Genomic DNA, 11,158 nt, shown 5'->3' with positions numbered 1-11,158 from the left:
CCGCCGACGACCCGGCCGTGGCCGAACGGCTGGCCCGGTCCTGGACGGGGCTGGAGGTGATGCGGGCGCACGCGCTGCGCACCCTCGGGGACACCGCGCCCGGGGTGGCCGAGGTGTCCAAGCTCGTCTGGGCCACCTGGCACCGCGAGCTCGGCGAGCTGGCGATGCTCGTTCGGGGCGCCGCCGGCATGGTCGCCGAAGACGATCTCGACGAGTGGCAGCGCCTGTTCCTGTTCAGCCGCGCCGACACGATCTACGGCGGCTCGAACGAGATCCAACGCAACATCATCGCCGAGCGCGTGCTCGGCCTGCCGAGGGAGAAGCGATAAGTGATACCGCTGCCGGACTGTCCCCAGGGGCGTGACCTGCTGCGCGACAAGGTGGTGCTGGTCACCGCCGCCGCCGGGACGGGCATCGGCTCGGCCGTGGCCCGGCGCAGCCTGGAGGAGGGCGCGAAGGTCGTGCTCAGCGACCGGCACGAGCGCAGGCTCGGCGAGACCCGCGACGCGCTCGCCGAACTGGGCGAGGTGCACGCCGTGCCGTGCGACGTCACCGCCGAGGACCGGGTCCGTGCCCTGGTCGACGGCGCTGTCGACCGGTTCGGCCGGATCGACGTGCTGATCAACAACGCCGGACTCGGCGGCAGTGCCTCGATCCTGGACATGACCGACGAGCAGTGGTCGTCCGTGCTCGACGTGACGTTGAACGGCACGTTCCGGGTGACCCGCGCCGTGTTGCGGCGGTTCGTCGAACAGGGCGGCGGGGGAGCGGTGGTGAACAACGCCTCCGTGATCGGCTGGCGGGCGCAGGGCGAGCAGGCCCACTACGCCGCCGCCAAGGCCGGGGTGATGGCCCTGACCCGCAGCGCGGCGGTGGACGTGGCCGGGAACGGCATCCGCGTGAACGCGGTCTCGCCGAGCCTGGCCATGCACCCGTTCCTGGCGAAGGTCACCAGTGACGAGCTGTTGGACGAACTGACGGGCCGCGAGGTGTCCGGCCGGGCCGCGGCGCCGTGGGAGGTCGCCAATGTCATGGTCTTCCTCGCCAGTGACTACGCTTCGTATCTGACGGGCGAGGTCATCTCGGTGAGCAGTCAGCACGCATAGGGGCGGAACGGATGAACGGGAGCACGGCGCGCACCCGGCGGTCGCGCACGAACGGATCGGGACGGCGGGCGGAACTGCTCGCCCTGGCGGCACGGTTGTTCGCCGAACGCGGCTACGTCTCGACCACCGTGCGGGACATCGCCGACGCGGCCGGCATCCTCTCCGGCAGCCTGTACCACCACTTCGACTCCAAGGAGTCGATGGCCGACGAGATCCTGCGGGGCTTCCTCGACGACCTGTTCGGCACCTACGCCGAGATCATGGACTCCGGCCTCGGACCGCGGAAGACCCTCGAAGCGGTGGTCCGGGCGTCGTTCCGGTCCATCCACGACCACCCCGCCGAGGTCGCGATCTACCAGAACGAGGCCAAACACCTCACCCAGCTGGAGCGGTTCGCCTACATCGACGACCGCAACGTCGAGTTCCGCGACCTCTGGCGCACCATCCTCGGCGACGGCGTGGCCGATGGCGTGTTCCGCGCCGACCTGGACATCGAACTGGTCTACCGCTTCGTCCGCGACACGGTCTGGGTGGCGGTGCGCTGGTACAACCCCGACGGCGCGCTCTCGGCCGACGACGTCGCACAGCAGTACCTCGGCATCCTGCTCGACGGGATCGCCACCCGCCGCAGGCGGGCCACCAGAACGGGAGACACCCATGGCTGACCGAGCCGACCGACCGCAGGCCTACATCCTCGACGCCGTGCGCACGCCCGTCGGCAGACGCGGCGGCGCACTGTCCGAGGTGCACAGTGCCGACCTGGCCGCGCACGTGCTGAACGCCGCCGTGACCCGCACCGGGGTGGATCCCGAGCGGGTGGACGACGTCATCCTCGGCTGCACCGACACGATCGGCCCGCAGGCGGGCAACATCGCCCGCACCGCGTGGCTGGCCGCGGGCCTGCCGGACCAGGTGCCCGGAGTCACCGTGGACCGGCAGTGCGGCTCCAGCCAGCAGGCCGTGCACTTCGCCGCGCAGGCGGTGCTGTCCGGCACCGCCGACTGCGTGGTCGCCGGCGGGGTGCAGAACATGAGCGCGATCCCGATCAGCGCGGCCATGCTCGCCGGGCGCGAGTTCGGCTTCGACGACCCGTTCTCCGGCTCGGAGGGCTGGCGCAGGCGCTACGGCGACGAGGAGGTCTCCCAGTTCCGCAGCGCCGACATGATCGCCGAGCACTGGGACCTCTCCCGCGAGGCGATGGAGCGCTTCGCCCACACCAGCCACCAGCGGGCGCTGGCCGCGATCGACGAGGGCCGCTTCGACGCCGAGACCGTGCCGTTCGGCGAGCTCGTCCACGACGAGGGCCCGCGCCGGGGCACCACCCCGGAGAAGATGGCCGCCCTGCAGCCGCTGAGCCCCGGCTCGCGCATCACCGCCGCGGTGGCCAGCCAGATCTCCGACGGCGCGAGCGCGGCCGTGCTCGCCTCGGAGTCGTTCGTCGCCGCGCACGGGCTGACGCCGAAGGCGCGGGTGCACCACCTGTCGGTGCGCGCGGCCGATCCGGTGTGGATGCTCACCGGTCCCATCCCGGCCACCGCACACGCGCTGCGCCGCACCGGCCTTTCGGTGGACGACATCGACCTGTTCGAGGTGAACGAGGCCTTCGCCAGTGTCGTGCTGGCGTGGCTGGAGGAGACCGGCGCCGCCCCCGAGCGGGTCAACGTTAACGGCGGCGGCATCGCCCTGGGCCACCCCATCGGCGCCACCGGCACGAAATTGCTGGCCACGATGCTGCACGAACTCGAACGCCGCAACGGTCGCTACGCCCTCCAGACCATGTGCGAAGGCGGCGGCACCGCCAACGTCACCCTCCTCGAACGCCTGTAATCCCGGCCCCGCCCCCCACCCCACCCCGCGAGTCGCCACCCCAGAACGGCGAGTCGACGCTCCAGGACGGCGAGTCGACACTCGGTGCCCGTGGGTCGACGGTTCCGGGCGCTAGGCTGCCCCGATGGGTGAGCACAAGGACCGGATGCTGCGCGGCGACCTGTACCGGGACGACGACCCGGAACTGGTCGCCGACCGGCTGGCGGCCGGGCGGTTGGTGGACGAGTTCAACGCCACCCGCGCGGACGAGTCCGACCGGCGCGCCGGGATCCTGCGGAAACTCTTCGGGAGGTTCGGCACCGGATCGTGGATCATGCCCAGCCTGCGGTGCGACTACGGCTACAACGTCGAGATCGGCGACAACAGTTTCCTGAACTACGACGCCGTCCTGCTCGACTGCGCCCGGATCCGCATCGGCGACGACGTCTCCCTGGGTCCCCGTGCCCAGCTGCTCACCCCCCTGCACCCGATGGCCGACCACGAGGCCCGCAGACAGCGATGGGAGAGCGCCGCACCGATCACGATCGGCGACAACACCTGGCTGGGCGGCGGGGTGCTCGTCTGCGCCGGGGTCACCGTCGGCGCAGACACGGTCGTCGGCGCGGGCAGCGTCGTGACCCGGGACCTGCCGCCCCGGGTCTTCGCGGCGGGCAACCCCTGCCGCGTCATCCGGCCGCTGTGACCGGACGACGCGGCGCGGTGGAGAACCCCGGTGCCCGGGCCGGCGCCATCGGGTCGGACAGAAACTCCTCCGGGGTAGTGCGACCACGTTGCGATCCTCGCCAGCCGCGGAGGGCTGACGCCACCCTGGCCGAGCAGGCACAACCCTCGCGCCAGAGGGTGCACGTTATCACGACGTTACCGACACGCCCGAGAGTTGCTCGGGGACCCTCGGGCGTGTCGCGGGACCGTTCCGGTCCCGAAGCGGCCTCGGGACGCCAACTCGCCGGCCTGGAACGGCAACTCACGGGTCTGGAGCGTCGACTCGCCGACCTGGAGTGTCGACTTGCGGGTCTGGGGTGGCGACTCGCGGGGGTGGTTGGGGGTCAGGGGAGGGAGGAGAGGCGGGTGTGGGCTTCGGTGACCATCGCCTGCACCAGGTCGGTCACGGTGGGGAGGTCGTCGAGGAGGCCGACGACCTGGCCGGAGGCGAGGACGCCCGCGTCCGTCTCGCCGCGGACCAGACCCGCGCGCAGCAGCATCGGGGTGTTGGCCGCCATGAGCACCTGCGCCCAGGTGCGGTCGCCGGAGCGTTTCATCGCCCGCCCCTCGGTGAGCATGGACCGCCAGGATACCCCGGTGAACCTGCGGAACCGCATCGCGTTGCGCACCGCGCGGGCGAGGCCGGTGACGGCGCCGGAGCGTTCCAGCGAGTCCACCAGGTCCGTGCGCAGCACGCGGTGCGGCAGGCCGTCCACTTTGCGGGTGACGACGGTGTCGGTCAGACCGCGCGCCAGGTAGGCGTGTTTGACCTCGTCCGGCACGGTGCTCTCCCGCGTGAGCAGGAAGCGCGTGCCCATCGCCACCCCGGCCGCGCCGTAGGCGAGCGCGGCGGCCAGTCCCCGGCCGTCGTAGAAGCCGCCCGCCGCGACCACCGGGATGTCCACCGTGTCCAGTACCGACGGCAACAGCAGGGTGGTGGCGACCCCGCCGGTGTGCCCGCCGCCCTCGCCGCCCTGCACGATCACGGCGTCGGCGCCCCACGAGGCGACCTTCGCCGCGTGCTTGGCCGCGCCCACCGAGGGGATGACGACCACGCCCGCGTCCTTCAGTTTCGCGATCATCTCCGGACGCGGGGCGAGGGCGAACGAGGCCACCCGCACGCCCTCCCGGAGGAGCAGGTCCACCCGGTCCCCGGCGTCCTCGGCGTCGGCCCGCAGGTTCACCCCGAACGGCCTGTCCGTGCGGTTTTTCACCTCGGCGACGGCGTGCTCCAGCTCGTCGTAGGTCATCGTGGCCGAAGCCAGGATGCCCAGACCGCCCGCCTCGGCGGTGGCCGCGACCAGCCGGGGCCCGGCCACCCAGCCCATCCCGGTCTGCACCACCGGATGCCGCACGCCGACCAGGTCGGTCAGCGGCGTGCGCAGAGGCGGCGTCTCGGTCACGGCCTCCGTCGCTCCGGTCTCCGTCGCTCCGACTTCCCTCACGACGGAACCTCCTTCTCCCGGGTGCCCTTCGGGTCGATCACCTCGCGCAGCAGGCGCAGCTCCTCGCCGGTGGGCAGCCTGGTCCCGGTCACGGCGCCGGTGTCCAGCTCGAAGCCGGTGGCCGCGACGACCTCGTCCACCGAGACCCCGGGGTGCGTGGACACCAGCCGCATGGTGTGGTCCGGCCCGGCGAAGTCCAGCACCGCCAGGTCGGTGACCACGCGGTACACGTCGTGGTACCTCGCCGCGCCCGGCCCGGCCGCGCGGGCGCGGTCGTACCCGACGCCGGAGACCACGTCGACGTGGTCGGTGAACACCCGCGGGCTGTGTTTCGGCACCCAGTAGCTGGTGCGGTTGTTCACCGTGTTCCCGGGGCCGCCGCGCACCCCGAGCAGCTGTTTCGTCGGCCGGGCGTGCGCACCGATGGCGGAGATGTTCTGGTTGCCGAACCGGTCCAGCTGACTCGCGCCCATCACGACGTGCCGCTTGCCGTGCGGCACGACGGTGTCCAGCACCGCGCGGAACGGCTGCCAGCCCTCGACGACCGGCGCACCCACGCCCGGGGTGTTCGCGAGCAGGGACGCCTCCCCGTCGGTGAGCAGGATGTCCGGCGCGAACGTCGTCCGGGCGAGCTTCGCCCCGATCGACGGGGTCAGGCCCATCGGGCTGACGACGATCTCGCCGTCGGTGCGGAACAGGTCCGCACACGCCACCGCCGCGATTTCGGCGCGGGTCGCCTCACTCATGCCGCCTCCTGTGTCCTGCGGGTCACCCGCACCCGGTCGGGGTCGTGCGCGCCGGGCATGGTCGCTCACGCCGCCTCCCGTTCCCCGGCGAACCGGTCGACCTCGGTCTGGTAGTTCCGTTCGTCGCCGGAGAGGAACCGGTCGACGAACCCGGGCCAGCGGTCCGGGTCCTTCGCGCAGGCGACGTAGTGCCGCTGGAACGCCTCGTCCCGGCCGTAGTCCGGCGCCGCGGTGGTGAAGTGCGCCCCGTTCGGGGTCTCCACGACTCCGTCCACAGCGGACCGGTTCAGCAGCAGGCTCTGCACCGGCCCCTCGTCGGTCAGCGCGTGGGTGTCCACGATCCGCTCGGTGGACAGGAAGCATTTGTCCGCCGCGAGCGCGAACACGTCGTCGAAGTACGGGTCCGGCCCGAGGTACTGGCCGTTACCGCGGGCGTCGGCGCGGTTCAGGTGCACCAGCGCCGCGTCCAGCCGCAGCGGCGGCACGGCCAGCAGTTCCTCCCCGTCGTCGTACGGGGAGGTCACCGTCCGCAGCTCCGGGTTGAGCCGGGTGACGTCCGAGCCGAGTCCGGCGCGGGTGGGCAGGAACGGCAGCCGCCGGGCCGCCGCCGTCAGCGCGGTGGCGAACACGCCCTCGTCGTACTCGGTCACCGCGAGGTCGCCGGACTCCCGCGCCCGGCCGAACCACGGGTCCAGGGCGACCGAGTCGAGCGTGACGAACCCGAACACCAGTCTGCGGATCTTCCCGGCCGAGGCGAGCAGGCCGACGTCCGGCCCGCCGTAGGAGACGACGGTCAGCTCGGTCAGCGACGAGCGCAGGATCGCCCGCACCAGGGCCATCGGCTTGCGCCGCGAACCCCAGCCGCCGATGCCGACGGTCATCCCGTCGGACAGCTCGGCGACGACCTCCTCGGCACTCATCCGTTTGTCGGCCATCACTCTCCCTCGTGGTCGTTTCCGCTCGGGGCGTTGTCGCCGTGGTCCAGGAACTCCTGCCGGGCGGAGTCGGAGACCCCGGACAGGTTGAGCTCGAAGGTGAAGCCCTGCTCGAACCGGTAGCTGCGGTGCACCGGCTGCGGGTCGATCCCGTTGATCGCCTCCTTGGCCGCGCGGATCACCCGGGTGTCCTTCTCCCCGATCGTGCGGGCGAGTTCCATGACGGCGTCCGCCAACTGTCCACGGGGGACGACCCGGTGCACGGAACCGTGGTGGTGCAGCTGGTGCGCGTCCACGGTGCTCGCGGTGTAGTACAGGGTGCGCATCATGTGCTGCGGCACCAGGCGGGCGAGGTGGGTGGCCGCCCCGAGCGCGCCCCGGTCCACCTCGGGCAGTCCGAAGGTCGCGTCGTCGGCGGCCACGATCACGTCGGCGTTGCCGACCAGTCCGATCCCGCCGCCGAGGCAGAACCCGTGCACGGCGGCCACCACCGGCACCGCGCACTCGTAGACCGCGGCGAACGCGGCCGCACACCCCCGGTTCGCGCCGATCAGCGCGGCGTATCCGGCATCGTTCTGGATCTCCTTGATGTCCACGCCTGCGTTGAAGCCACGCCCCTCGGCCCGCAGCACCACGACGTGACACTCCGGGTCCCGGCCTGCGGCCGTGACCGCGTCGGCGAGGTCGAACCAGCTTCGCGCCGTCAGCGCGTTGACCGGCGGCGAATTCACCGTCACCACGGCGATTCCGGGATCGGCGCGGGAGGTGGTGATGACGTCAGCCATTCGACTTCCTAACCTAGCACTTGCTTGGTAAGTTAGCAGTGTGCCTGACCCGAGTACAGGCCGGAAGGAGGAACGGCGTGGCGCTCGACCTTGACCTCGACGGCGCGGTGGCGCTCGTCACCGGCGGCGTCCGGGGAGTGGGTTCCGGGATCACCCGGGCCCTGCGGGCCGCGGGGGCGCGGGTGGTGATCTGTGCGCGGAACGAGCCGGACACCCTCGACGACGGCGTCGAGTTCGCCACCTGCGACGTGCGGAACCCGGACGACGTCGGCCGCCTCGTCGACGGGATCGTCGCGCGGCACGGACGGCTCGACGTCGCGGTGAACAACGCGGGCGGTGCCCCGTTCGCCGACGCCGCGGACGCCTCGCCGAACTTTCACTCCAAAGTGGTCGCGTTGAACCTGCTCGCCCCGCTCACCGTCGCCCAGCGGACGAACGCCGTGATGCAGCGGCAGGACTCCGGCGGCGCGATCGTGAACATCTCCAGTGTCAGCGGCGCGCGCCCGTCCCCGGGCACGGCCGCGTACGGCGCGGCCAAGGCGGGTCTGGAGAACCTGACCACGAGCCTGGCGGTCGAGTGGGCGCCGAAGGTGCGGGTGAACGCGGTCCGCGTGGGCATGGTGGAGACCGAACGCGCCGCGATGCACTACGGCGACGCCGAGGGCGTGGCGGCGGTCGGGGCCACCGTGCCGGTCGGCAGGCTCGCGCGGCCGGACGAGATCGGGGACTGCGTGGCGTTCCTCGCCTCGGCGCGGGCCTCCTACGTCAGCGGCGTCGGTGCTGACCGCGCACGGCGGGGGAGAGGTGCCCGCCTTCCTCGCGGCGGCCAACGCCGACACCGCGATCCCGTCCGGCACCGGGCGGGACGGTCAGCAGCGGAACAGGGAGCAGGCGTGAGCGGAATCGTGCGGGATCGGGTCGTCGTCGTCACCGGCGCCGGACGCGGGATCGGCCGGGAGCATGCCCTGGCCTTCGCCCGGGAGGGCGCGAAGGTGGTGGTCAACGACGTCGGTGTCGCCCTGGACGGCAGCGGCACCTCGGGTGGCCCGGCCGAGCAGGTCGTCGCCGAGATCGCGGCGTCCGGCGGCGAGGCGGTGGCCAACACCGACGACGTCGCCGACTGGGCCGGTGCCGAACGGGTGGTGGGTACCGCCCTGGCGACGTTCGGCCGGCTCGACGTGCTGGTGAACAACGCCGGGTTCCTGCGGGACCGGATGCTGGTCAATCTGGACGAGCAGGAGTGGGACGCGGTGCTGCGGGTCCACCTCACGGGACACTTCGCGATGCTGCGGCACGCGGGGGCGCACTGGCGTGCCGAGGCGAAGGCGGGGCGGACCCCGGACGCGCGCATCATCAACACCAGTTCCGGCGCGGGTCTGCTGGGCAGCGTCGGCCAGGGCAACTACTCGGCGGCCAAGGCCGGGATCGCCGGGCTCACCCTGGTGGCCTCCGCCGAACTGGCCCGCTACGGCGTCACGGTGAACGGCATCGCCCCCGCCGCGCGGACCCGGATGACCGAGACCGCGTTCGCCGACGACATGGCCGCTCCCGACGGCGGGTTCGACGCCATGGACCCGGGCAACGTCTCGCCGCTGGTGGTGTGGCTGGGCAGTGCCGGGTCCGCGCACGTGACCGGGCGGATGTTCGAGGTGGACGGCGGCCGGGTGTGCCTGATGGAGGGCTGGCGGCACGGTCCCCGGGAGGACAAGGGCGCCCGGTGGGAGCCGGGCGAACTCGGCCCCGTCGTGCGGAAGCTGATCGACGCGGCCCCGGAACCGGAGCCCGTCTACGGGGCGTGAGCCGAGGGTCGCTCAACCGCGCAGTTTGCGGTACAGCGCGTCGAGTTCGTCGTCGGTGAAGCCGTGGCGGCCGAGCACGTCGGTCACCCCGCCGTGCCGATGGTCGATCTGTTCGAGGAACGCCTCCATCGTCTCCTCGCGGGGACGGTGGTGGTCCTCGGGCACCTTGTCGATGTCCCCGGCGTAGGTGGCCGAGGCGCGCAGCCGGTCGAGGATCCGGGGCAGCCGCTGGCCGGTGGCGGCGTAGTCGCGGATGATGTCCTCCCGCCGTGCGCCCGCGACACTGAGTGCGAAGGCGACCACCACGCCGGTGCGGTCCTTGCCCGCCGCGCAGTGCACCAGTGAGGCGCCGGGCGAGCGGTTCACCGCGCGCAGGGCGGCGACGATGCTGTCCGGCCGGTGCTCGACGTAGCCGAGGTAGTGCGCGGTCGACGGGTCGCCCGGGTAACGCTGCTCCTCCCGCTGCCGCCGCACCAGCAGCGCCTCGGCCGAGGCGTCGTAGGCGTGGTCGGGGATGAGCGAGTGGTTGACGTGGGTGATGCGCTCCAGCCGGGTCAACGGGGTGGGACCCTCGGCGTTGACCTCCGACGGCGAGCGCAGGTCCACCACCGTGCTCAGCCGGAGTTGCTCGATCAGCAACAGGACGTCGGCGGGGGAGAGGTCCTGCAGGTTGTCCGACCGCAGCAGCCGACCCGGGGCGGTCTTACCCCCGTCGGTGGTCGGGATGCCCCCGACGTCACGGACGTTCACGGCACCTTCGAGATCCAGCCACAACACACGGCCATTCTGGCACCCCGCCCCCCGCCCCGCCCACAGATCCGCAACCTTCTCACATAATCCCGTACCCGGGGAATATCCGGCCCGGTGTGCGCCGGTGCGCCGGTTGTGCCGTGAAGGACTCCTTCCCTGCATCGAGTGCCGTGAAGGAGGCCCTCACGGCGTCACACGCCGGGAAGGAGTCCTTCACGGCAACGCCCGCAGGGCGGCGACGACGGCGTCGGCGGCGGTGTGCGGGCCGCCGGGGACGGTGCCGTCGGGGGTGACGCGGACGGTGCCGCGGGCCAGAGCCGTGGAGACCGCGGTGCGCAGGTGTGCCGCCGCGGTGGGATGACCGAGGTGGTCCACCAGCATCGCGGCGGCCAGGAACTGGCCGACCGGATTCGCCAGCTCCCGCCCCGCCAGGTCCGGGGCGCTGCCGTGCACCGGCTCGAAGTAGGCCGGGCCGTCGCCGACATTGCCCGCCGGGCACAGCCCGATCCCGCCGACGGTGGCGCCGCCCAGGTCGCTGAGGACGTCGCCGAGGAAGTTCTCCATCACCAGGACGTCGAAGTGCCCAGGCCGCCGCACCAGGTCCTGGGCCGCCGCGTCGGCGTAGCGGTACTCCAGCTCCACGTCGGCGAACTCCGCCGCCACCTCGGTGACGACTTCCCGGAAAAGCGCGTGGCTGCGCAGGACGTTACTCTTGTCCACGCAGGTCACCCGCCGTACGCCGTCGGCGGGAGCACCCGAGCGGTCGCGGGCGGTCTCGAACGCGCGCCGCGCGACCCGGAGGGTGCCCTCGCGGGTGGTCAACGACGTGTCGGTCACCGCCCACCGGTTGCCGACACCCCGGTCGCGCGAGGCGTAGAGACCCTCGGTGTTCTCCCGGACGAGCACGTAGTCCACCGCGCCCGCGTCGACGTCGGCGAGCGCCGAGCGCACCCCGGGCAGCAGCAGAACCGGGCGCACGTTGGCGTAGGTGTCCAGCCCCGCGCGCAGGATGCCGCCGAGCACCCCCGCCTCGGTCCCGTCCGGGGTGCGCACGTCCGGCAGC

At 72.4% G+C, this 11,158-nt stretch carries 12 protein-coding genes and 1 pseudogene; 7 read left to right on the top strand and 6 right to left on the bottom strand.

The genetic code is table 11. From position 1 onward, the window contains the following. From SACHA_RS21550 to SACHA_RS0110950, 5 genes are all read left to right on the top strand, one after another. A partial coding sequence (locus SACHA_RS21550; RefSeq protein ID WP_019809661.1) for an acyl-CoA dehydrogenase family protein occupies positions 1 to 329 on the top strand: 329 nt, incomplete at its 5' end. Beyond that, entirely contained in the window at positions 330 to 1,106 is a 777-nt protein-coding gene (locus SACHA_RS0110965) for an SDR family oxidoreductase (protein WP_019809659.1), read from the top strand. A gap of 11 nt (positions 1,107 to 1,117) precedes the next feature. Beyond that, entirely contained in the window at positions 1,118 to 1,771 is a 654-nt protein-coding gene (locus tag SACHA_RS0110960) for a TetR/AcrR family transcriptional regulator (RefSeq protein ID WP_019809657.1), read from the top strand. Further along, the gene (locus tag SACHA_RS0110955; protein ID WP_019809655.1) at positions 1,764 to 2,933 is read left to right on the top strand and encodes an acetyl-CoA C-acetyltransferase; all 1,170 of its coding nucleotides are present in this window, start codon (positions 1,764 to 1,766) and stop codon (positions 2,931 to 2,933) included. Before SACHA_RS0110960 ends, SACHA_RS0110955 begins: the two co-directional genes overlap by 8 nt. A 124-nt stretch (positions 2,934 to 3,057) precedes the next feature. Next, entirely contained in the window at positions 3,058 to 3,615 is a 558-nt protein-coding gene (locus SACHA_RS0110950; RefSeq protein WP_019809653.1) for a sugar O-acetyltransferase, read from the top strand. 364 nt (positions 3,616 to 3,979) lie between these two features. On the opposite strand, the gene SACHA_RS0110945 is transcribed toward SACHA_RS0110950, so the two are convergent. From SACHA_RS0110945 to SACHA_RS0110930, 4 genes are all read right to left on the bottom strand, one after another. After that, entirely contained in the window at positions 3,980 to 5,080 is a 1,101-nt protein-coding gene (locus tag SACHA_RS0110945) for an NAD(P)H-dependent flavin oxidoreductase (protein WP_019809651.1), read from the bottom strand. After that, positions 5,077 to 5,826, bottom strand: coding sequence for a CoA-transferase subunit beta (locus SACHA_RS0110940; protein WP_019809650.1), 750 nt, complete (start codon positions 5,824 to 5,826; stop codon positions 5,077 to 5,079). The genes SACHA_RS0110945 and SACHA_RS0110940 overlap by 4 nt, the downstream gene beginning before the upstream one ends. A 65-nt stretch (positions 5,827 to 5,891) precedes the next feature. After that, on the bottom strand, positions 5,892 to 6,761 hold the full coding sequence (locus SACHA_RS0110935; RefSeq protein ID WP_019809648.1) for a CoA transferase subunit A: 870 nt from the start codon (positions 6,759 to 6,761) through the stop codon (positions 5,892 to 5,894). Then, positions 6,761 to 7,546, bottom strand: coding sequence for an enoyl-CoA hydratase family protein (locus tag SACHA_RS0110930; RefSeq protein ID WP_019809646.1), 786 nt, complete (start codon positions 7,544 to 7,546; stop codon positions 6,761 to 6,763). The genes SACHA_RS0110935 and SACHA_RS0110930 overlap by 1 nt, the downstream gene beginning before the upstream one ends. Before the next feature lie 77 nt (positions 7,547 to 7,623). Here SACHA_RS0110930 and SACHA_RS24490 point away from each other — a divergent pair. Beyond that, positions 7,624 to 8,443, top strand: a pseudogene (locus tag SACHA_RS24490) (SDR family oxidoreductase). Next, entirely contained in the window at positions 8,440 to 9,345 is a 906-nt protein-coding gene (locus SACHA_RS24485; RefSeq protein ID WP_028663076.1) for an SDR family oxidoreductase, read from the top strand. The pseudogene SACHA_RS24490 and the gene SACHA_RS24485 overlap by 4 nt, the downstream one beginning before the upstream one ends. A 12-nt stretch (positions 9,346 to 9,357) precedes the next feature. On the opposite strand, the gene SACHA_RS0110920 is transcribed toward SACHA_RS24485, so the two are convergent. Then, positions 9,358 to 10,122, bottom strand: coding sequence for a tyrosine-protein phosphatase (locus tag SACHA_RS0110920; RefSeq protein WP_019809643.1), 765 nt, complete (start codon positions 10,120 to 10,122; stop codon positions 9,358 to 9,360). A gap of 186 nt (positions 10,123 to 10,308) precedes the next feature. After that, positions 10,309 to 11,158: isocitrate/isopropylmalate family dehydrogenase (locus SACHA_RS21545; RefSeq protein ID WP_039738696.1), on the bottom strand; the 850-nt coding region annotated here is incomplete at its 5' end.

It is taken from the genome of Saccharomonospora halophila 8 (genome assembly GCF_000383775.1).
GTDB classification, from domain to species: domain Bacteria; phylum Actinomycetota; class Actinomycetes; order Mycobacteriales; family Pseudonocardiaceae; genus Saccharomonospora; species Saccharomonospora halophila.
Note: the sequence above shows the minus strand (reverse complement) of the source record. Positions and strands in the feature narration are given on the sequence as shown.

Bases quoted from the DNA above. Each gene is read 5' to 3' on its own strand.
- SACHA_RS0110960 (WP_019809657.1), top strand. From the start codon at position 1,118: ATGAACGGGAGCACGGCGCGCACCCGGCGGTCGCGCACGAACGGATCG.
- SACHA_RS0110955 (WP_019809655.1), top strand. From the start codon at position 1,764: ATGGCTGACCGAGCCGACCGACCGCAGGCCTACATCCTCGACGCCGTG.
- SACHA_RS0110950 (WP_019809653.1), top strand. From the start codon at position 3,058: ATGGGTGAGCACAAGGACCGGATGCTGCGCGGCGACCTGTACCGGGAC.
- SACHA_RS0110940 (WP_019809650.1), bottom strand. From the start codon at position 5,826: ATGAGTGAGGCGACCCGCGCCGAAATCGCGGCGGTGGCGTGTGCGGAC.
- SACHA_RS0110935 (WP_019809648.1), bottom strand. From the start codon at position 6,761: ATGGCCGACAAACGGATGAGTGCCGAGGAGGTCGTCGCCGAGCTGTCC.
- SACHA_RS0110930 (WP_019809646.1), bottom strand. From the start codon at position 7,546: ATGGCTGACGTCATCACCACCTCCCGCGCCGATCCCGGAATCGCCGTG.